The sequence below is a fragment of the Nocardioides mesophilus genome, from assembly GCF_014395785.1.
Lineage (GTDB): Bacteria > Actinomycetota > Actinomycetes > Propionibacteriales > Nocardioidaceae > Nocardioides_B > Nocardioides_B mesophilus.
Window position 1 is genome coordinate 3623047 of the sequence record NZ_CP060713.1, and the last position, 20424, is coordinate 3643470.

Genomic DNA, 20424 nt, shown 5'->3' on the forward strand with positions numbered 1-20424 from the left:
GGGACGCCGGATGGACGCCGAACGGGACGCTCGGCCGGGGGTGCCGAGACCGCCGGTTCGCGTCCGGGGGCTCCCGACGGTCATACTCGACCACGAATCATGACTACTGCACCCACTCCTGCCCTGACGACCGTGGCTCTCGTGACCCTCGGCTGTGCCCGCAACGAGGTCGACTCCGAGGAGCTGGCCGGACGTCTCGAGGCCGGCGGCTTCCGCCTGGTCGAGGACGCCGCCGACGCCGAGACCGTGGTGGTCAACACCTGCGGTTTCGTCGAGGCCGCGAAGAAGGACTCCGTCGACACGCTGCTCCAGGCCGCCGACCTCAAGACCGAGGGCAGCGCCCGGGCCGTCGTGGCGGTCGGCTGCCTGGCCGAGCGCTACGGCAAGGACCTCGCCGAGACGCTGCCCGAGGCCGACGCGGTGCTCGGCTTCGACGACTACCCCGACATCGCCGCGAAGCTGCGCGGCATCCTGGCCGGCGAGAAGCACCACCCGCACACGCCCCAGGACCGCCGCCGGCTGCTGCCGATCTCGCCGACCGAGCGCGACCCCGGCGCGGTCGTGGTGCCGGGCCACACCATCCTCGAGCCCGACCTGCCGGAGGCGGCGACGCCGTCGAGCGGTCCGCGGGCCGTGCGCAGGCGCCTGGACGGCGGGCCGATGGCGCCGCTGAAGCTCGCCAGCGGCTGTGACCGACGGTGCTCGTTCTGCGCGATCCCGTCGTTCCGGGGCTCCTTCGTCTCCCGGCGGCCCTCCGACGTCCTCGGTGAGGCCCGCTGGCTCGGCGCCCAGGGCGTCAAGGAGCTGTTCCTGGTCAGCGAGAACTCCACGTCCTACGGCAAGGACCTCGGCGACCTGCGGCTGCTCGAGACGCTGCTGCCCGAGCTGGCTGCGGTGGAGGGCGTCGAGCGGGTCCGGGTCTCCTACCTGCAGCCCGCGGAGACCCGTCCCGGCCTGGTCGAGGCGATCGCCGGGACGCCGGGCGTGGCGGCATACTTCGACCTCTCCTTCCAGCACGCCTCTCACCAGGTGCTGCGCCGGATGCGCCGCTTCGGCGACCCGGAGAGCTTCCTGGGCCTGCTCGAGCAGATCCGCTCCCACGCGCCCGAGGCGGGCGTCCGCTCCAACGTCATCGTCGGCTTCCCCGGAGAGACCGAGGACGACCTGCAGGTGCTCTGCGACTTCCTGGAGGCCGGCCGGCTGGACGTGGTCGGCGTGTTCGGCTACTCCGACGAGGACGGCACCGAGGCGGCGACGTACGACGGCAAGCTCGACGACGACGAGATCCACGAGCGTGCCGAGCACGTCACCCGGCTCGTCGAGGAGCTCACCGCGCAGCGCGCCGAGGAGCGGCTGGGCGAGCGGGTCGAGGTGCTCGTCGAGCAGGTCGAGGGCGGTACGGCGGAGGGGCGGGCCGCCCACCAGGGGCCCGAGGTCGACGGCACCACCAGCCTGACCGACCTCCCGGCCGGGGTCCGCGTCGGCGACGTGCTGGCCGCCGTGGTGACCGGCTCCGACGGTGTCGACCTGGTCGCCCGGGTCGAGGCCGGGGGAGACCCGCGATGAGCGACAAGCAGGTGAGCAACTGGAACGTCCCCAACGCGCTGACCACGCTGCGGATCGTGATGGTGCCGTTCTTCGCCTGGGCGCTGCTGCACGACAACGGCGACTCGGTCGGCTGGCGGCTGGTCGCCTGGTTCCTCTTCGGCGCCGCCATGATCACCGACAAGATCGACGGGGACCTGGCCCGCAAGCACGACCTGGTCACCGACTTCGGCAAGATCGCCGACCCGATCGCGGACAAGGCGCTCACCGGGATGGCCTTCGTCGGCCTCTCGATCGTCGGGGACCTGTGGTGGTGGGTGACGATCGTCGTGCTGGTGCGCGAGTGGGGGATCACCGCGCTGCGGTTCTGGGTGATCCGCTACGGCGTGATGGCCGCCGGGCGCGGCGGCAAGCTCAAGACCGTGCTGCAGACCGCGGCGCTGAGCGGGCTGCTGCTGCCGCTGCTGCTGCTCGAGGGCGCCTGGGAGCCGGTGGGCCGGGCCTTGTGGTGGGTGGCCGTCGTAGTGATGGCGGCCGCGGTGCTGCTCACCGTGGTGACCGGTGCCGACTACGTCGTCAAGGCGCTAGCGGTACGCCGGGAAGGCCGGCTCCGCGCGAGCTCGTGACGGCGCCGCCCTCGGCGAGGTCGAGCGCCTGCACCGCCTCCACCAGGGTCAGGTGCGAGAAGGCCTGCGGGTAGTTGCCGACGAACCGCTCGTTCACCGGGTCGTACTCCTCGGGCAGCAGCCCGAGGTCGTTGGGGATCAGCAGCAGCCGGTCCAGCAGCTCGCGCGCCTCCGGTACCAGGCCCGCCTGCGCGTAGGCGGTGACCAGCCAGAACGAGCAGGCCAGGAAAGCCGCCTCGCCGCCTCCCAGCCCGTCGACGCCGGACTCGGTGCGGTAGCGCCGCACCAGCCCGTCGACCACCAGGTCCTCCTCGACCGCCTTGATGGTGCCGAGCATCCGGGGGTCGTCGCCGTCGATGAAGCCCACGCTCGGCAGCACCAGCAGGGCGGCGTCGACCTCGGTGGTGTCGTAGTGCTGGGTGAACGTGCCCCGCGCCGGGTCGAAGCCGCGCTCCAGGATCTCGGCGCGTACGGCGTCGCGCACCTCGCGCCAGCGGTCGGCCGGTCCGGGCAGGCCGTGCTTCTCGACCGCCTGGACGGCCCGGTCGAAGGCCACCCAGACCATCACCCGCGAGTGCGTGAAGTGCTGCGCGGGCCCGCGGATCTCCCAGAGCCCGTGGTCGGGCTTCTGCCAGTGCTCGGCGAGCTCCTCGACGAGCACGGTCTGCAGCGCCCAGGAGTCCTCGGTGTCGTCGAGACCGAGCTCGCGAGCCATGTGCAGCGCCGCCATCACCTCGCCGAGCACGTCGGTCTGGCGCTGGTCGACGGCGGCGTTGCCGACCCGCACCGGCGTGGAGCCGGCGTAGCCCGCGAGGTGGTCGAGCTCCCGCTCCGGCAGCTCGCGGCCGCCGTCGACGGCGTACATGATCTGCAGGTCGGCGGGGTCGCCGGCGACGGCGCGGAGCAGCCAGTCACGCCACAGCCGGGCCTCCTGGTGGTAGCCGCAGGCCAGGAACGCCTCCAGGGTGAGCGAGGCGTCGCGCAGCCAGCAGAACCGGTAGTCCCAGTTCCGGCCGCCGCCGAAGTCCTCGGGCAGGGAGGTGGTCGGCGCGGCGACGATGCCGCCGGTCCCGCCGTGGGTCAGCAGCCGTAGCGTCATGAGGGAGCGGAGCACCTGGTCGCGGTGCCGGCCTCGGTAGGTGCACCGGTCGACCCACTGCTCGGACAGGCGCAGGGTCTCCTCGATCCGGCCCTCGACCGCGAGCGGCTCGGGCAGCTCGCGGTGAGAGGGCACCCAGGTGAGGGAGAACGTCAGCTCCTCACCGGCGCGCACGTCGAACTCGTCCTCGTGGATGCCGTCGGCCGAGCGCGGCAGCCGCGGCCCCCGCAGCACCAGCCGGTCCGGTCCGGCGACGGCGGTGATCACCTCGACGCCGTCGTTGTCGGCGCGGTGGATCCACGGCCGGATCCGGCCGTAGCCGAAGCGCACCACCCACTCGTGACGCAGCCGGACGGTGCCCTCGAGGCCGGTGACCTGGCGGACCACGTCGGCCCGGCCGTCGGCGATCGGCATCGAGTCCACGATGCGCACGCTGCCGGTCCCGGTGGTGTACGTCGACTCCAGCACCGGCGTGTGGCCGACGTAGCGCCGCTCGCAGCGGGCCTCGCCGACCGGGCCGAGCAGCCAGCGGCCGTTCTCCGGGCCGCCGAGCAGCGCGGCAAAGCATGCGGGGGAGTCGAAGCGCGGCAGGCACAGCCAGTCCAGGGAGCCGTCGCTGCCGATCAGGGCGGCCGTACCGGTGTCGCCGATGACGGCGTACTCCTCGATCGGCAACGGCATGCGGGCCAGGGTACCTGTCCGAAAAGTTCACGCGTCCTCCTTCCGGTGGCCACCGGGACCGCATAGGTTCCTGGGGTCATTGCTCGCTTCTTGTCCTATCTGGGGAGAAACCCGCCCATGAGATCCCTCTCGGGACCCCGGTCGCCACGCGCTACCGGACTGCTCCTGACCCTGACCACGGCCCTGATCGGGTCCACGGTCGCCCTCGCCCCCTCGGCCCAGGCCGATCCCGCCGGCACCGGGCTGGTGCTCAACGAGGTGTACGGCGGCGGTGGCAACTCGGTCGCCACCTACCGCAACGACTTCGTCGAGATCCTGAACCCGACCTCGGCCGCGATCGACCTCGGCGGCCTCTCGGTGCAGTACCGCAGCGCCACCGGCACCACCAACCCCTCGGGCGTGGTGGCCCTGGCCGACGTCGAGCTGCCGGGCGGCGCCAGCTACCTGCTGCAGCTGGCCAGCAGCGACACCACCGTCGGTGCGCCGCTGCCGGCCACGCCCGACCAGACCGACACCGGGGTCAACCTGTCCGGCAGCACCGGCACGGTCCTGCTGGTGGCCGGCACCTCCGCCTACAACCCGGGCACCGGGGACCAGGCCGGCGACACCGGGCTGGTCGACCTGGTCGGGTACGGCGCCAGCAACACCTTCGAGAACGCCAGGGCCGACGCCGGCCCCGCGCCGGCGCCGAGCAACACCTCCTCGATCAGCCGGACCGGCGGCGCCGACTCCGACGACAACAGCACCGACTTCACGCGGCTCTCCGGCACCGCGATGACGCCGACCGCGTGCGGCGCCGCCTGCACCGCGCCGCCCCCGCAGCCGCCGGTGGAGCTGTCCGTCGCCGAGATCCAGGGCGACGGTGCGACCAGCCCCGTCGCCGGGGACACCGTCACCACCACCGGCGTGGTCACCGCGACCTACGCCGAGGGCGGCTTCCGGGGCTTCTACCTCCAGACCGGCGGCACCGGCCAGACGCTCGACGGCTCCTCGGACGCGCTCTTCGTCTGGGGCAGCTCGACCGTGGCCGCGATGGACGCCGGCCTCGCCCGGGGCGACTCCGTGAAGGTCACCGGCACCGTCAGCGAGTTCGGCGGGCTCACCGAGCTGACGCCGGGGTCGGCCGCCGACATCGTGGAGCTGGCCGAGCCGCTCGCTCCGGTGACCCCGGCGTTGACCGGCTGGCCGGGCACCGACGCCGCCCGCGAGGCCCTCGAGGGGATGCTCGTGGCTCCTGCGGGCGACTTCACCGTGAGCGACAACTACGCCCTGAACCAGTACGGCGAGATCGGGATCGCGCAGGGGGACGAGCCCCTGTACCAGCCCACCGACGTCGCGCCGTTCGGCTCCGCGGAGGCCGACGCGGTGGCCGCGCACAACCAGGCCGCCTTCGTCACCCTCGACGACGGTGCGAGCACCAACTTCCTCTACTCCGACGCCGGGGAGGACACCCCGCTGCCGTGGCTCACCGACGACCCGACGATCCGGGTCGGCGAGCCGGTGACCTTCACCCGACCGGTCGTCGTGGACTACCGGTTCGGCCAGTGGCGGCTGCAGCCCACCGACCAGCTGACCGCCGGGGACACCAACGGGGTGCGACCGGCCACCTTCGGTGACACCCGGACCGCGCGCCCGGCCGACGTCGGCGGCGACCTCCAGGTCGCCAGCTTCAACGTCCTCAACTACTTCACCGACCTCGGGGTCGACCTCGCCGGCTGCACGTTCTACTACGACCGCACCGAGCAGGACCCGGTGACCGTGAACCGTGGCTGTGATGCCCGGGGCGCGGCCGAGGCCGAGGACTTCGAGCGGCAGCAGGCCAAGATCGTCACCGCGATCAACTCGCTGGGAGCCGAGGTGGTCTCGCTGGAGGAGATCGAGAACTCCGCCAAGTTCGGCCACGACCGGGACGCCTCCCTCGCGGCCCTGGTCCAGGCGCTCAACGCCGACGCCGGAGCCGACGTCTGGGCCTACGTCCCGACGCCGACCGTGCGGCCGGACGCGAGCACCGAGGACTTCATCCGCACCGCGTTCATCTACAAGCCCGCGGCCGTGCGCGCCGAGGGCGAGTCGGTGATCCGGATCAAGGACGGAGCCGAGGACCCGTTCGTCAACGCCCGCGACCCGCTGGCCCAGGTGTTCGCGCCCGTCGGGGCGACCCGGACGGACCGGTTCATGCTGGTCGTGAACCACCTCAAGTCCAAGGGCTCAGCGCCCAAGGACGCGAGCGACCCCAACGCCGAGCACGGCCAGGGTGCCTGGAACCCGCGTCGTGTCGAGCAGGTGCGGGCGATGACCGCCTGGGTGCAGCAGCTGCAGGCCGACCGCGACGTGGCGAAGGTCTACCTCGACGGCGACTTCAACTCCTACACCTACGAGGACCCGATGCTCGCCCTCGACGAGGAGGGCTACACCGACCTCGGGGTCCGGTTCGACGCCGGCCACACCTACCTGTTCGGCGGCCTGATCGGCTCGCTCGACCACGGCCTGGCCAACGACGCCGCGCTGGCCTCCACCACGGGGGCAGCGGTGTGGAACATCAACTCGGTCGAGTCGGTGGCCCTGGAGTACAGCCGCTTCAACTACAACGCGACCGACTTCTACGACGGCAGCACGCCCTACCGGGCCTCCGACCACGACCCGATCCTGTTCGGCATCGACACCACGCCGGCGGCCACGTTCGAGGTCACCGTGCGGCCGGAGAAGATCAAGGCCGACAAGACCCGGGCGAAGGTCACCGTCGGGATCAGCCAGTCCGGGGTGCCCGCCGAGGAGGGCACGGTGACCGTCTCCGACGGCGACCGGCTGCTCGCCACCGCAACGGTGTCCGAGGGCACGGCCAGGCTCCGGCTCCCGGAGTTCGCCGACGCCGGCACCAAGGAGCTGACCCTCAGCTACACCGACGCAGCGGGGCACGAGAGCACCACCCCGCTCAGCGTGGTGGTGGTGGTCGGCTGACCCGCCGCGCCTGCACGACCTGAGGCCGTGGCCCTGGCGACTCACCTCGCCCGGGCCGCGGCCTCGCCTATGATCCGAGGATGGCCGAGGACCTGGAGCGGGACCTGCACCACGAGGCGCGGGAACGCGCGGCCGAGCTGCACGCGGCGCTCCGCGCCCGGGGGCTCACCCTGGCGACGGCGGAGTCGTTGACCGGGGGCGGTCTCGCCGAGCTGGTCTCGGCGGTCCCGGGTGCCAGCGCCAGCTACCGCGGCGGGATGGTCGCCTACGCCTCCGACGTCAAGGTCAGCGTGCTCGGCGTCTCGGAGCGGACGGTCGCCGAGCACGGCGTGGTCTCGGCGCAGTGCGCCGCGGAGATGGCCGAGGGGGTCCGCGGACTGCTCGGTGCCGACGTCGCGGTCAGCACCACCGGTGTCGCGGGCCCGGACGCGCAGGAGGACAAGCCGGTGGGACTGGTGTTCCTGGGCATCGCGGACGGGGAGCAGACCCGGACCTTCGAGCTGCGGCTCGACGGAGACCGGGCCGAGATCCGGAGGCAGTCGGCGCGCCGGGCGGTCATCGCGGTCCTCGAGGTCGTGGTCGGCCGGCCCGTCTAGTCCGAGCCACCTGGTCTGGGCACCCAGGGGTTTTCCCCAGGTCCCCTGTGGGAAGTTTTCCCGAACCGGTAGCGTTAGCCTCATCCGATACCGGTCCCGCACCAGGTGTCGAATCAGCGAAGGCGACAGGAAGGAGCACGGACATGGTTCTCTTCCGACGCCTGCTCGGCGAGGTGCTCCGCTCGCAGCGGATGCGTCAGGGACGCACCCTGCGCGAGGTCTCGGCCGACGCCCGGGTGAGCCTGGGCTACATCTCTGAGATCGAGCGGGGCCAGAAAGAGGCCTCCTCCGAGCTGCTCGCCTCCATCTGCTCGGCCCTCGACGTGCCGCTCTCGGAGATCCTCTCCGAGGTCAGCGACGCCGTGGCGCTCGAGGAGGCCGCTGTCGCGATCCGTCTCGAGGACGCCGGCCTGCGCTCGCGCCGCCTCGAGCCCGGCGCCGCCAAGCGCTCGCGGTCCGGCGACGTCGTCGCCTCCGCAGCCTGACCCGCGCCCACCGGGCTCCCGTGGCCTCCCCGCCGTCCTGGCACGCGCTGCTGGACCGGTTCCTCGCGCAGGCATCCAGCGATCCGCGGGTGCGCGGCGTCTGGCTCACCGGGAGCCGGGGTTCCGGCACCGCCGACGAGCTCAGCGACGTCGACCTGTTCGTGCTGGTCGCCGAGGCGCACCTCGCGGCGTACGTCGGTGGCTGGCTCACCGACGTCGCACCGCACTACCGGCCGCTGCTGGCCCGTCGGCTCGGGCCCGCGCCGGTGTTCCACCACATCCTGCCCGGCTGGCTGCGCTGGGACGTCGTGGTCGGCGGACCCGCCCAGCTCCACGATCTCGACGCGGACGGCGTGCAGGAGCTGCTGAACCGCGACGGGGTCTCTCCGGCGCCGCTGCCGGCCACCGGTCCGGACCGGGCCGCGGTGCGGGGGATGACCGAGGAGTTCCTGCGGGTGCTGGGGCTGCTGCCGGTGGTCGTGGGGCGCGGTGAGCTGGTGACGGCCGCCGACGGTGCGATGCTGCTGCGTCAGCTGCTGACCACGCTGCTGCGCTACCGCGTCGAGGGGCCCCGGCTGAGCGGCGCGCTGCACCTGTCGCGGGTGCTGCCCGCCGACGAGCTGGCGGCGCTGGCCGCGCTGCCACCGGTGTGGGCCGAGCGGGGCGCGGTCGTCCGGGCACACCTGGCCGTCGCGGCGATCTTCCTGCCGGCGGCCCGGGACCTGCTCGGGCCCGACCACCCCGTCGAGCTGGAGGCGGCCTGCCGCGAGCACCTGCACCGACAGCTCGGCCTGGACCTGCCCGCCTGACCTCGGGCCCGCGCGGGCTCCTAGGCCGGCTGGCAGGCCGGGCACCAGTAGGTCGCCCGCTCCTGGGTCTGCGGCCCCTGCATGTCGACCTGGATCCGGGCGCCGCAGCGGCGGCAGGGCTGGCGGTCGCGACGGTAGACCCAGGTCTGCTTGCCGCGCCGGGTGTCGCCGGTGAGTGTCTGCTCGACGCGCTCCTTGTTGGCCTCCAGCGCCGCCTTCGCACGGCGCACCAGGCGCGGCAGGTCCGCGACCTCGGCCACCGGACGGGCCGGGTTCACGCCGGCCAGGAAGCACAGCTCGGACTTGTAGAGGTTGCCGATGCCGGCGAGGTTGCGCTGGTCGAGCAGGGCCTCTCCGATCGGCCGGGCCGGGTCGGCGGTCAACCGGCGCAGCGCCTCCTGCTCGTCCCAGTCGGGGCCGAGCAGGTCGGGCCCGAGGTGACCGACGACGTCGTCCTCCTCGGACCGCCGGACCATCTCCACGATCCCGAGCGCGAAGCCGACGGCCGACCAGTCGTCGGTGCCGAGCACCACCCGCGCCTCGTGGGTCGGACGTCGCCAGCGGCTGCCGGGCCGGTAGAGGTGCCAGCTGCCCTCCATCTTCAGGTGCGTGTGCAGGGTGTGGTCGGCACCGATCCGGGTCAGCAGGTGCTTGCCGCGGGAGACGGTCCCGGTCACCACCTGCCCGGAGAGGTCCAGGGTCGCGAGCGCCGGCACCCGGAAGTCGGTGCTGCGCAGTGTCCGGCCGGTCAGCGCCTGGTCGAGTCGCTGCGCGGTGCGCCAGACGGTGTCGCCCTCAGGCACGGAGCCGAAGCCCTCTCGGCGTCGCCACGAACCCGGCGCCCTCCAGCGACTGGCGCAGCACCTCGGGGCGCTCCCCGGAGGCGAGGATGCTCGCGCCGTCGGCCCGCTCGACCGTGAGCCTGCCCAGGGCGCCGCCGCGGACGGCCCCGGCGAGGGCCGCCAGCGCCGGGGTCAGCTGCTCGGCGTCGTCGCTGAAGGTCAGCAGCGTCCGGCCGCCGCGCTCGACGTAGACGACCAGCTCCCCGTCGACCAGCACCACCAGCGCACCCGCCTTGCGGCCCGGGCGGTGGCCGCCGGACGAGTCCTCGGCCACGACCCGCTCGGGCCACGCCAGTGCGGCACCGTAGGGGTTGGCCGGGTCGGTGGCCGCGAGGGCGACCGCGACCGGCTTGGCGTCGTCGTCGCCGGGCGCGCCGACCTCGCGGCTGAAGGTGCGGAGCCGGTCCACCGCGCCCGGAACCCCGAACTGGGCGGCGCCGAGCCCGGCGACGAAGTAGCCGCGCCGGCACCGGCCGGAGTCCTCGAACGCGGAGAGCACCTTGTAGACCCCGGCGAAGCCACCGGGCACCCGCTCGCTGGTCACCGCACCGCGGGTCACCACGCCGTGCCGCTCCAGCAGGCCCTCGGCCGAGGCGTGCGCCCGTCGGGTCGCGTCCGGCTCCAGCGCGGGCAGCAGCGACCAGCGGCCGGCCATCGTGGCCGGACCGGTCCGCGAAGGCAGCGGGGCCCGGCCGATCGCCGGACGGCGGCTCGAGACCCGGGCCCGGGGCGGTGGCCGCCGGCTGCGGTGCGCCGTACGCCCGGTGGCGGTGAGTGCCCGGACCGGGGCGAGGGTGTCGTTGGAGAGCAGCCCGGCCCAGACCAGGTCCCACAGCGCGGGCTCGAGGACCTTGTCGTCGGTGGTGCCGACCGCGCCGCCGACGAGGTCGGAGAGCCGGCGGAAGAAGTAGGCGCCGCCCCCGTCGAGGGCGTCGAGCACCGCCTGGTGGACGGGGGTGAGCTCGACCTCGGCGTGGTCGGGCAGCGTCAGGTGCGCGGCGTCCGCCATGTGCAGCGAGACCCAGCCGTCGTTGCCGGGCAGCGTGCCGTGCCCGGCCCAGAGCACCTCGCCGCTCGCGGTGAGCTCGTCGAGCATCGCCGGGGCGTAGTCGACGACCCGGCTGCCGAGCACCAGCGGCTCCAGCGCCGAGCCGGGCACCGCGCAGCCGGCGAGCTGCTCGACGACCGCGAGCACGCCGTCGACCCCGCGCAGCGCCCGGCTGCCCGAGGAGACGAGGTTCTGCCAGGCCGGCAGGAACCGTCCCAACGTGGCCGGCTCGACCGGCTCGACCTCCTTGCGCAACGCCGCCAGCGACCGGCGGCGCAGCCGGCGCAGCACGTCGGCGTCGCACCACTCCGATCCCGCGCCCGCCGGCCGGAACTCGCCCTCGAGCACCCGGCCCTGGGCGGCGAGCCGGGTGAGGGTCTGGTGCGCCACCGCGACGCCGAGGCCCAGCCGGGTGGCCACGTCGGCGACGAGGAACGGCCCGTGGGTGCGGGCGTAGCGGCCGACCAGGTCGGCGAGCGGGTCCTCCACGGGCTCGGTGAAGACCTCGGGGGTGCCGGCCGGCACCGGCACGCCGAGCCCGTCGCGCAGCCGCGCGACGTCCTCCACGGCGGTCCAGCAGGCGGCCCCGCCGATGCGCACCTCGACGATCCGGCGAGCCTCGCGCAGCATCTCCAGCCAGCCCGCGGGGTCGGTAGCGCTGCGGGCGGTGACTTCGGCGGTCGACAGCGGGCCCAGCAGCCGCAGCAGGTCGGCCACCCCCTCGGCGTCGCGGGCCCGGCGGTCCTCGGTCAGCCGTTGCAGCTCGCGCTCGAGCTCGGCGAGGGCGTCGGGGTCGAGCAGCTCGCGCAGCTCGGCCCGGCCGAGCAGCTCGGCGAGCAGGCCCTGGTCGAGGGAGAGCGCGGCCGCGCGCCGCTCCGCGACCGGGTTGTCGCCCTCGTACATGAACGCCGCGACGTAGCCGAACAGCAGGCTCCGGGCGAACGGGGACGGCGCAGTGGTGCTCACCTCGACCGTGCGGATGCTCCGCGCGGCGAGCTGACGCATCAGGCCGACGAGCGCCGGCACGTCGTAGACGTCCTGCAGGCACTCGCGCACCGCCTCCAGCACGATCGGGAAGGAGGGGTACTTCGAGGCCACCTGGAGCAGCTGTGCGCTGCGCTGCCGCTGCTGCCACAGCGGCGAGCGGCGCCCGGGGTCGCGGCGGGGGAGCAGCAGCGCGCGGGCCGCGCACTCGCGGAACCGGGACGCGAACAGCGCCGAGCCGCCGACCTCGGCGGTCACGATGTCCTCGATCTCGTCGGGCTCGAAGACCACCACCTCGGCGCCGGGCGGCTCCTGGTCGGTCTCGGGGATCCGCAGCACGATGCCGTCGTCGCCGGGGAGCGCCTGGGCGTCGATGCCGTAGCGCTCGCGCAGCCGGACCCCGATCGCCAGCGCCCACGGCGCGTGCACCTGGGCGCCGTAGGGCGAGTGCACCACCATCCGCCAGTCGCCGAGCTCGTCGCGGAACCGCTCGACCAGCACGGTGCGGTCGGTCGGCAGCGTGGTGGTGGCCTCGCGCTGCTCCTCGAGGAACATCACCAGGTTGTCCGCGGCCCACTGGTCGAGGCCGGCGTCGCGGCAGCGGGACAGCACCTGGTCCCGGTCGAGCGCGCCCAGCTCGCGGGTGAAGGCGCCGATGGCCGCGCCCAGCTCGGCCGGACGCCCGAGCTGGTCGCCCTTCCAGAACGGCAGCCGGCCCGGTTGCCCGGGAGCGGGGGAGACCAGCACCCGGTCGTGGGTGATGTCCTCGATGCGCCACGAGGTCGCCCCGAGCGCGAAGACGTCACCGACCCGTGACTCGTAGACCATCTCCTCGTCGAGCTCGCCGACCCGGCTGGCCTTCTCGCCGACCAGGAACACCCCGAACAGCCCTCGGTCGGGGATGGTGCCGCCGCTGGTCACCGCCAGCCGCTGTGCTCCCGGCCGACCGCTCAGCTCGCCGTTGACGCGGTCCCAGACGATCCGGGGCCGCAGCTCGGCGAACTCGTCGGAGGGGTAGCGCCCGCTCAGCAGGTCCAGCGTCGCGTCGTAGGCCGAGCGCGGCAGCGTCGCGAACGGCGCCGAGCGGCGCACCAGCTCGAAGAGCCGGTCGACGTCCCAGGCGTCGACCGCGGTCGCCGCGACCACCTGCTGGGCGAGCACGTCGAGCGGGTTGGTGGGCACCCGCAGCGACTCGATCGCCCCGATCCGCATCCGCTCGACGGCCACCGCGGTGTGCACGAGGTCGCTGCGGTGCTTGGGCAGCAGCACCCCCCGGGAGACCTCACCGACCTGGTGCCCGGCGCGGCCGACCCGCTGCAGCGCGCTGGCCACCGAGGGCGGCGACTCGATCTGGATCACCAGGTCGACCGCACCCATGTCGATGCCGAGCTCCAGGCTGGAGGTGGCGACCACGCACGGCAACGTGCCGCGCTTCAGGTCGTCCTCGATGAGCGCCCGCTGCTCCTTGGAGACCGAGCCGTGGTGCGCGCGGGCGATGACCACCGGCGCCCCCTCGGACCGGCCGGCCTGCCCCATCAGCTCCGCCGGCGGGCCGCCGACCGGTGCGCCGCTCGCCTGCTCGTCCGCGCCGGCCGCGGCGCGGTCGGTGGCGATCTCGTTGAGCCGCGCGGTCAGCCGCTCGGCGAGCCGGCGGGAGTTGGCGAACACGATCGTGGAGCGGTGCTGCTCGACGAGGTCGACGACGCGTTCCTCCACGTGCGGCCAGATCGAGGCGCGCTGGGGGCCGCCGGCGGCCGAGCCCTCGGCGGGCTCCTCGGCCGCGACGCCGAGCTCGGTCATGTCCTCGACGGGGACGACCACCTGGAGGTCCCACTCCTTGGTCGAGGTGGGGGCGACCCCCTCGACGGGACGCGAGCCGCCCAGGAAGCGGGCCACCTCCTCCACCGGGCGGACCGTCGCCGACAGGCCGATCCGCTGCGCGGGCTGCTTGTCCTGCTGGAGCAGCAGCTCGTCGAGCCGCTCCAGCGACAGCGCGAGGTGGGCCCCCCGCTTGGTGCCGGCGACCGCGTGCACCTCGTCGACGATCACGGTCTCGACGCCCCGGAGCGCCTCGCGGGCCTGCGAGGTCAGCATGAGGAAGAGCGACTCGGGCGTGGTGATCAAGATGTCGGGCGGGCTGGTGGCGATGCGCCGCCGGTCCTGCGCGGTGGTGTCGCCCGAGCGGACCCCGACGGTGATGTCCGGGACCTGCTCGCCGAGCCGCTCGGCGGTGTGCCGGATCCCGGTCAGCGGCGCCCGCAGGTTGCGCTCGACGTCGACGGCGAGCGCCTTGAGCGGGCTGACGTAGAGCACCCGGCAGCGGTGCTGCTTGTCGGCCGGCCGCTCCCCGGTAGCGATCCGGTCCAGCGACCACAGGAACGCCGACAGGGTCTTGCCGGAGCCGGTCGGGGCGACCACCAGCGCGTTGCGGCCCGCGGCGATCGCCGTCCAGGCACCGAGCTGCGCCGGGGTCGGCTCGGCGAAGGCGGCCTCGAACCAGGTGCGCGTGGGCGCGCTGAAGACGTCGAGCACCTCCGCCGTCCGGTCTCTCCTCGCCACGGCGTCCATCCTGCCCGACGGCACCGACAACCACGCCTGGCCGGATCCCGGGGGCGAGGGTGGGGCGGTCCGTCCGCTTCGCAAAGTCGGGTGATCCTGTCGGTGGGCCGGTCTAGGGTCGAGGGGTGTCCGGCCCCGAACCTGCCCTCCTGCCCGGCGCCACGGCCGCCGCGGCCGCCGCGGCCGGGCGTCCCGCGTCGCTGATCCGGGCGGTGGGGCTGCGCAAAACCTACGGCGAGGTCGAGGCGGTGCGCGGCATCGACCTCGACGTCCGCTCCGGCGAGGCGTTCGGCTTCCTGGGGCCCAACGGCGCCGGCAAGTCCTCCACGATGCGGATGATCGCGGCGGTGTCGCCGCCCAGCGGCGGGACCCTGGAGATCCTCGGTCTCGACCCCGCCGTGGACGGCCCCCGGATCCGCGCCCGGCTGGGGGTCTGCCCGCAGGAGGACACCCTCGACACCGAGCTGACGGTCCGCGACAACCTGGTCGTCTACGGCCGCTACTTCGGGCTGCCCCGGGCCGAGACGCGTGCCCGCGCCGACGAGCTCCTCGGCTTCTTCCAGCTCGGGGAGAAGGCCGGCGCCAAGGTCGACGACCTCTCCGGCGGCATGAAGCGCCGGCTGACGATGGCCCGCTCGCTGATCAACCGGCCCGACCTGCTGCTGCTCGACGAGCCGACCACCGGCCTCGACCCGCAGGCCCGCCACACGCTCTGGGACCGGCTGTTCCGGCTGAAGCAGGAGGGCGTGACGCTGGTCCTCACCACCCACTACATGGACGAGGCCGAGCAGCTGTGCGACCGGCTCGTGGTCATCGACGGCGGCCGGATCGTGGCCGAGGGCTCCCCGCTGGAGCTGATCCGCCGGCACTCGACCCGGGAGGTCACCGAGCTGCGCTTCGGGGTCGGGCAGCACGAGGAGCTCGGCGAGCGCGTGAGCCACCTCGCCGAGCGCGTCGAGGTGCTCCCGGACCGGCTGCTGCTCTACACCGCCGACGGCGAGGAGACCCTGGCGCGGGTCACCCAGCTGGGGCTCGTCCCGGCCGCGGCCCTGGTGCGCCGGTCCACCCTCGAGGACGTCTTCCTGCACCTCACCGGCCGCACCCTGGTGGAGTGATGGGCACCTCGGGGGTCCCGACGGCACCGGGCACGAGCCGGGCGGCGATGGTGGCGCGGCAGGCCGACTACTGGGTCACCGCCTACCGCCGCACCTGGCGCGGCTCGGTGTTCACCTCGTTCGTGACGCCGCTGTTCTACGTCGTGGCGATGGGGGTCCTGCTGGGCCGCTACATCGACCCCGCCCGCGCCGACCTGCAGGGCGCCCCCAGCTACCTCGCGTACATCGCCCCCGGTCTGGTCGCCGCGCACGTGATGCAGATCGCGACCGGTGAGGTGACCTGGCCGGTGCTCGGCAAGATCAAGTGGGACCGCACCTACCTCGGCATGGTGGCGACGCCGCTGCGGATCAGCGACATCGTGGCCGCGCACCTGCTGTTCGTGCTCTTCCGGGTCGCCACGACCAGCGCGGCGTTCCTGGTGGTGCTCGCCTTCTTCGACGTGTTCGCCTCGCCGGCCGGTGCGCTCGGGGCGTTCGCGGCGACGCTGCTGGTCGGGATGGCGTTCGCCACGCCGCTCTACGGCGTCAGCGCCGGGCTGAAGGACCAGTCCGCCTTCGCGGTCATCTACCGGGTGATGATCGTCCCGCTGTTCCTGTTCTCCGGGGCGTTCTTCCCGATCTCGAACCTGCCCGCGCCGCTGGAGGCGGTGGCCGTGGTCACCCCGCTGTGGCACGGCGTGGACCTGACCCGGATGCTCACGCTCGGCACCCTGGAGCCGGGGCCGGCGCTGGTGCACCTTGCCTACCTCGGCACGTTGACCGCCCTCGGCTGGTGGTGGTCGGTGCGGCGGCTCTCCCGGCGGCTGGTGCACTGATGGCCGTCCTCACCGCTCTGGTCCGGCCGCGCGCCGGCTGGTCCCCGTCGTGGCGGCTCGTGTCGCGCAACTACCTCGCGCACCGGCGCAGCAAGGTCTTCTTCCTCACCGGCTTCCTCGAGCCGGTGTTCTACCTGTTCTCGATCGGGATCGGCGTCGGCCAGCTCGTCGACGGGTTCGAGGTGAACGGCCGCACGATCGAGTACGCCGCGTTCGTGGCGCCGGCGATGCTCGCGGCCTCGGCGATGAACGGCGCGGTGCTCGACTCCACTTTCAGCGTCTTCTTCAAGCTCAAGTTCGAGAAGCTGTACGACGCCGTGCTGGCCACCCCACTGCGCCCGGCCGACGTGGCCCGCGGCGAGATCACCTGGGCGCTGCTGCGCGGCGGGGTCTACTCCGCGGGGTTCCTGCTGGTGATGCTGGCGATGGGGCTGGTCAGCTCCTGGTGGGCGGTGCTGGTCGTGCCGGCGACCCTGCTGGTCGGGTTCGGCTTCTCCGCGGTCTGCATGGCCCTGACGACGTACATGCGCAGCTGGCAGGACTTCGAGTTCGTCCAGCTCTCGATCATGCCGATGTTCCTGTTCTCGGCGACGTTCTTCCCGGTCACGACCTACGACGGCTGGCTGCGGTGGGTGGTCGAGGCGACGCCGCTCTACCGCGGTGTGGTGCTGTGCCGTGAGCTGACCACCGGCGCCGTCTCGGTGGCGTCGCTGGTCTCGGTGCTCTACCTGGTCGTGATGGGCCTGGTCGGCCTGCGGGTGGTCTCGCGGCGGCTCGGCACGCTGCTGCTCGGCTGAGAGGTGCGGGCCGTCGCGCTCAGGCCGGTCCGAGCATCTTCTGGTACCACTCCACGTCGATCCACTGGTCGAACTTGAAGCCGACCTCGCGCATCGAGCCCACGTGCTGGAAGCCGACCGCCTTGTGCAGCCGCACGCTGCCGGGGTTGGGTTGCGCGATCAGGGCGACCGCGGTGTGCACCCCGGAGGCGGCCATCTCCTCGAGCAGCGCCGGGTAGAGCAGCCGGCCCACGCCCTTGCCGCGGACCGACGGGTCGAGGTAGATCGAGGTCTCCCGGCTGAGCTCGTACGCCGGCCGGGGCCGGAACGACCAGGAGTAGGCGTAGCCGACCACGTCGTCGTCGGAGTCGACCGCGACCAGCAGGTGGTCGCCGGCGTGCCTGCCGGCGAGCTTCTCCTGCCAGTAGGCCAGGGTGGGCGGCTCGAGGTCGAAGGTGGCGATGCTGTTCGCCACCTCGTGCGCGTAGATGGTCGCGATGTCGTGCAGGTCGTCCTCGTCGGCGGGGCGGATCGTCACGTCATGGCCCATGCGGGCCATCTTTCCAGGTCCCGGTGTCGGCGTGCGTCGGGGCGGGACACCGTAGGCTCGGGCCCGTGCGACACACGGAGTTCTGGGAGCGGATGACCGAGGCGTTGGGGTCCTCGGCGTACGCCCGCAACTGGGCGGAGCAGCAGGTGATCGCAGCCCTCGGCGGCCGCACGGTCGACGAGGCGCTCGCCGCGGGGGAGTCCCCGAAGGCGGTCTGGCGAGCGGTCGCCGAGGTCCTCGAGCTGCCGGCGAGCCTGCGGTGAGCGAGCAGGTCGGCCGCAGGCTGGCCGGCTGGGTCTCCGGCGGGGCGAGCGGCGTGGCCCGCGGCTTCGGTGGCGGGATGCGCTGGCCGGACCACCGCGTCGCCCAGGTGCAGCGCCGCACGCTCGGCACCCTGGTGGTCACCCAGAGCCTCGGCGGGCTGGGCCTCACCATCGGCATCGCGGTCGCCGCCGTGCTGGCCGAGGAGATCACCGGCTCGGCCGAGCTCGCCGGGCTGGCCCAGACCACCCAGGTGCTCGGCGCGGCGGTGGCGTCCTTCCTGCTGGCGCACCTGATGGGCCGGCGCGGGCGCCGGCCCGGCCTGGTGCTGGGCTACCTGCTCGGCGCGGCCGGCTCGGCGCTGTGCGTGGTCGCGGGAGTCGTCGACTCGTTCGCGGTGCTGCTCGCCGGCACCGTGCTGCTCGGCTCGACGACGGCGGCCAACGCCCAGTCCCGCTACGCGGCCACCGACCTGGCGCGTCCCGAGCACCGGGCCAGGTCCCTCTCGCTGGTGGTCTGGGCGACCACGGTCGGCGCGGTCGCCGGCCCGAACCTGACCGGGCCGGCGGGGAGCGCCGCGGCTGGCCTGGGGCTGCCCGCGCTCACCGGCCCGTTCCTCTTCGGCACGATCGGCATCCTCGCCGCGGCCGTGGTGATCGCGCTCTTCATGCGTCCGGACCCGCTGACCGTCGCCAAGCAGGCGGCCCTGGACCGGGACCCGGTCGTGGCCACCGCCGCCGGGACCTCCTGGTCGCGGGTGGTCGCCACCGTCCGCACCCGGCCGGGCGTGGGGGCCGGGATCGCCGCGCTGGCCCTCGCGCACGCGGTGATGATCGCGGTGATGGTGATGACCCCGCTGCACATGCACCACGGCGGCGCGAGCCTGGAGGTCATCGGCCTGGTGATCAGCGTGCACGTGCTGGGCATGTTCGCGCTCTCCCCGGTGGTGGGCTGGGCGGCGGACCGGTTCGGCCGCCCCGTGGTGATGGGCCTGGGCGCGGCCGTCCTGTTCGCGTCGCTGTTCCTCGCCGGCGGCTCGCCGGACGGCGCCTCCGTGCGGATCGGGGCCGGCCTGTTCCTGCTGGGCCTCGGCTGGTCGCTGTGCACGGTGGCCGCCTCGACGCTGCTGTCGGAGTCCGCGCCGATCGAGGTCCGCACCGACGTCCAGGGGGCGGCCGACCTGGTGATGGGCCTGACCGCGGCGGCGGCCGGCGTCGTCGCGGGCGTCGTCATGGGCCGGCTGGGCTTCGTGGCCCTCAACATCTTCGCGGCCCTGCTGGTGACCGGGGTGGTCACCGCGGCCGAGTTCGCGCGGCGTGCGGCGGCCCGTCCGGACGCGGCTGTGGACGACGTCCCGGCCCTGTGAGCGCGGCCCGGTCTGCACGGCGTCGGGAGCCTCGGGCGTGTCGGTCGCGGTCGAACAGGTGTTCGGGCTAGGCTCGGAGCGTCGGAAACGGTCGACGACTGCACGGGATTCTTTCCCCAGGTCGCGCCATCGAGCTCGCGAACTGTCGGAGGACCTCTCTAGTGTCATTGACGATGAAGAAGACAGCAGGTTCCCCCTCGAGGCGGACAGACGAACGGACTACTTCCATGGCTGGTGGAGACCGCGACAAGGCGCTCGACGCCGCGCTCGCGAACATCGAGCGACAGTTCGGCAAGGGATCGGTGATGCGGCTCGGCGACGACGTCCGGGCGCCGCTGCAGGTCATCCCGACCGGATCGATCGCCCTCGACGTGGCGCTGGGCCTCGGCGGCCTGCCCCGCGGACGGGTGGTGGAGATCTACGGGCCCGAGTCCTCGGGCAAGACGACGGTCGCGCTGCACGCGGTCGCCAACGCCCAGCGGGCCGGCGGCATCGTGGCGTTCATCGACGCCGAGCACGCGCTCGACCCCGACTACGCCAAGGCGCTCGGTGTGGACACCGACGCGCTGCTGGTCTCGCAGCCCGACTCCGGTGAGCAGGCCCTCGAGATCGCGGACATGCTGATCCGCTCGGGTGCGCTGGACCTGATCGTGGTCGACTCGGTCGCGGCGCTGGTGCCGCGCGCCGAGATCGAGGGCGAGATGGGCGACAGCCACGTCGGTCTGCAGGCCCGGCTGATGAGCCAGGCGCTCCGGAAGATGACCGGTGCCCTCAACGGCGCCGGCACCACGATGATCTTCATCAACCAGCTGCGCGAGAAGATCGGGGTGATGTTCGGCTCCCCGGAGACCACCACCGGTGGGCGGGCGCTGAAGTTCTACTCCTCGGTCCGGCTCGACGTGCGCCGCATCGAGACGCTCAAGGACGGCCAGGAGATGGTCGGCAACCGCACCCGCGTCAAGGTGGTCAAGAACAAGGTCGCGCCGCCGTTCAAGCAGGCCGAGTTCGACATCATGTACGGCCAGGGCATCAGCCGCGAGGGTGGGCTCATCGACGTCGGCGTCGAGGCGGGCCTCGTCCGCAAGGCCGGCGCTTGGTACACCTACGAGGGTGACCAGCTCGGTCAGGGCAAGGAGAACGCCCGCGCCTTCCTGCGGGACAACCCCGACCTCGCCAACGAGCTCGAGAAGCGGATCCTCGAGAAGCTCGGGGTGCTGCCGACGCTGGACGCGGAGGCGCCTGCCGCCCCGGCCCCGGCTCCGGCGGAGCCCACCGGCATCGACTTCTGAGCCGGGTCAGCTCCGACACG

16 protein-coding genes are annotated in these 20424 nt (G+C 73.5%); 12 read left to right on the forward strand and 4 right to left on the reverse strand.

The genetic code is table 11. From position 1 onward, the window contains the following. The first annotated feature begins 99 nt into the window (after positions 1–99). Both rimO and pgsA read left to right on the forward strand, forming a co-directional pair. Positions 100–1566, forward strand: coding sequence for a 30S ribosomal protein S12 methylthiotransferase RimO (rimO, locus tag H9L09_RS17385; RefSeq protein WP_187578083.1), 1467 nt, complete (start codon positions 100–102; stop codon positions 1564–1566). After that, positions 1563–2171 carry a CDP-diacylglycerol--glycerol-3-phosphate 3-phosphatidyltransferase gene (pgsA, locus tag H9L09_RS17390; protein WP_187578084.1) on the forward strand — a complete coding sequence of 203 codons (609 nt, stop codon included), beginning with the start codon at positions 1563–1565 and terminating at the stop codon, positions 2169–2171. The genes rimO and pgsA overlap by 4 nt, the downstream gene beginning before the upstream one ends. Here the strand turns inward: pgsA and H9L09_RS17395 are convergent. Then, complete coding sequence (locus H9L09_RS17395) at positions 2122–3951, reverse strand: glycoside hydrolase family 15 protein (RefSeq protein WP_187578085.1); 1830 nt, start codon at positions 3949–3951, stop codon at positions 2122–2124. The genes pgsA and H9L09_RS17395 overlap by 50 nt on opposite strands. Positions 3952–4068: 117 nt before the next feature. On the opposite strand from H9L09_RS17395, the gene H9L09_RS17400 reads away from it, so the two are divergent. The 4 genes from H9L09_RS17400 (at position 4069) to H9L09_RS17415 (ending at position 8799) form a co-directional block, all read left to right on the forward strand. Then, positions 4069–6909: an ExeM/NucH family extracellular endonuclease gene (locus H9L09_RS17400; RefSeq protein WP_187578086.1), complete on the forward strand. Its 2841-nt coding sequence runs from the start codon at positions 4069–4071 to the stop codon at positions 6907–6909. Between the two features lie 80 nt (positions 6910–6989). Continuing rightward, positions 6990–7505, forward strand: coding sequence for a CinA family protein (locus H9L09_RS17405; RefSeq protein WP_187578087.1), 516 nt, complete (start codon positions 6990–6992; stop codon positions 7503–7505). A 143-nt stretch (positions 7506–7648) separates the two neighbouring features. After that, entirely contained in the window at positions 7649–7990 is a 342-nt protein-coding gene (locus H9L09_RS17410; RefSeq protein ID WP_187578088.1) for a helix-turn-helix domain-containing protein, read from the forward strand. A 20-nt stretch (positions 7991–8010) separates the two neighbouring features. Continuing rightward, entirely contained in the window at positions 8011–8799 is a 789-nt protein-coding gene (locus tag H9L09_RS17415) for a nucleotidyltransferase domain-containing protein (RefSeq protein WP_187578089.1), read from the forward strand. 20 nt (positions 8800–8819) lie between these two features. Here H9L09_RS17415 and H9L09_RS17420 read toward each other — a convergent pair whose 3' ends face one another. After that, positions 8820–9602, reverse strand: a complete 783-nt coding sequence (locus H9L09_RS17420) for an Fpg/Nei family DNA glycosylase (protein WP_187578090.1) — start codon at positions 9600–9602, stop codon at positions 8820–8822. Then, positions 9595–14241, reverse strand: coding sequence for an ATP-dependent helicase (locus tag H9L09_RS17425; RefSeq protein WP_187578091.1), 4647 nt, complete (start codon positions 14239–14241; stop codon positions 9595–9597). Before H9L09_RS17425 ends, H9L09_RS17420 begins: the two co-directional genes overlap by 8 nt. Before the next feature lie 116 nt (positions 14242–14357). Between H9L09_RS17425 and H9L09_RS17430 the strand changes: the two genes are divergently transcribed. Genes H9L09_RS17430 through H9L09_RS17440 form a run of 3 tightly spaced genes read left to right on the forward strand, consistent with a single transcriptional unit; the run spans position 14358 to position 16959 of the window. After that, positions 14358–15347: an ABC transporter ATP-binding protein gene (locus H9L09_RS17430; protein ID WP_425491694.1), complete on the forward strand. Its 990-nt coding sequence runs from the start codon at positions 14358–14360 to the stop codon at positions 15345–15347. After that, positions 15347–16162, forward strand: coding sequence for an ABC transporter permease (locus H9L09_RS17435; protein WP_246456545.1), 816 nt, complete (start codon positions 15347–15349; stop codon positions 16160–16162). The genes H9L09_RS17430 and H9L09_RS17435 overlap by 1 nt, the downstream gene beginning before the upstream one ends. Then, positions 16162–16959 carry an ABC transporter permease gene (locus tag H9L09_RS17440; protein ID WP_187578092.1) on the forward strand — a complete coding sequence of 266 codons (798 nt, stop codon included), beginning with the start codon at positions 16162–16164 and terminating at the stop codon, positions 16957–16959. Before H9L09_RS17435 ends, H9L09_RS17440 begins: the two co-directional genes overlap by 1 nt. A 19-nt stretch (positions 16960–16978) precedes the next feature. On the opposite strand, the gene H9L09_RS17445 is transcribed toward H9L09_RS17440, so the two are convergent. After that, on the reverse strand, positions 16979–17488 hold the full coding sequence (locus H9L09_RS17445; RefSeq protein ID WP_187578093.1) for a GNAT family N-acetyltransferase: 510 nt from the start codon (positions 17486–17488) through the stop codon (positions 16979–16981). A gap of 65 nt (positions 17489–17553) precedes the next feature. Between H9L09_RS17445 and H9L09_RS17450 the strand changes: the two genes are divergently transcribed. The 3 genes from H9L09_RS17450 (at position 17554) to recA (ending at position 20404) form a co-directional block, all read left to right on the forward strand. Further along, positions 17554–17751, forward strand: coding sequence for a DUF3046 domain-containing protein (locus tag H9L09_RS17450; RefSeq protein ID WP_187578094.1), 198 nt, complete (start codon positions 17554–17556; stop codon positions 17749–17751). Beyond that, on the forward strand, positions 17748–19115 hold the full coding sequence (locus H9L09_RS17455; RefSeq protein ID WP_246456087.1) for an MFS transporter: 1368 nt from the start codon (positions 17748–17750) through the stop codon (positions 19113–19115). The genes H9L09_RS17450 and H9L09_RS17455 overlap by 4 nt, the downstream gene beginning before the upstream one ends. 227 nt (positions 19116–19342) lie before the next feature. Then, entirely contained in the window at positions 19343–20404 is a 1062-nt protein-coding gene (gene recA, locus H9L09_RS17460; protein ID WP_187578095.1) for a recombinase RecA, read from the forward strand. Positions 20405–20424: the final 20 nt, after the last annotated feature.

Excerpts from the sequence above, each read along its gene's own strand:
- rimO (WP_187578083.1), top strand. The coding sequence starts at position 100 with ATGACTACTGCACCCACTCCTGCCCTGACGACCGTGGCTCTCGTGACC.
- pgsA (WP_187578084.1), top strand. The coding sequence starts at position 1,563 with ATGAGCGACAAGCAGGTGAGCAACTGGAACGTCCCCAACGCGCTGACC.
- H9L09_RS17395 (WP_187578085.1), bottom strand. The coding sequence starts at position 3,951 with ATGCCGTTGCCGATCGAGGAGTACGCCGTCATCGGCGACACCGGTACG.
- H9L09_RS17400 (WP_187578086.1), top strand. The coding sequence starts at position 4,069 with ATGAGATCCCTCTCGGGACCCCGGTCGCCACGCGCTACCGGACTGCTC.
- H9L09_RS17405 (WP_187578087.1), top strand. The coding sequence starts at position 6,990 with ATGGCCGAGGACCTGGAGCGGGACCTGCACCACGAGGCGCGGGAACGC.
- H9L09_RS17410 (WP_187578088.1), top strand. The coding sequence starts at position 7,649 with ATGGTTCTCTTCCGACGCCTGCTCGGCGAGGTGCTCCGCTCGCAGCGG.
- H9L09_RS17425 (WP_187578091.1), bottom strand. The coding sequence starts at position 14,241 with ATGGACGCCGTGGCGAGGAGAGACCGGACGGCGGAGGTGCTCGACGTC.
- H9L09_RS17435 (WP_246456545.1), top strand. The coding sequence starts at position 15,347 with ATGGGCACCTCGGGGGTCCCGACGGCACCGGGCACGAGCCGGGCGGCG.
- H9L09_RS17440 (WP_187578092.1), top strand. The coding sequence starts at position 16,162 with ATGGCCGTCCTCACCGCTCTGGTCCGGCCGCGCGCCGGCTGGTCCCCG.
- H9L09_RS17445 (WP_187578093.1), bottom strand. The coding sequence starts at position 17,488 with ATGGGCCATGACGTGACGATCCGCCCCGCCGACGAGGACGACCTGCAC.
- recA (WP_187578095.1), top strand. The coding sequence starts at position 19,343 with ATGGCTGGTGGAGACCGCGACAAGGCGCTCGACGCCGCGCTCGCGAAC.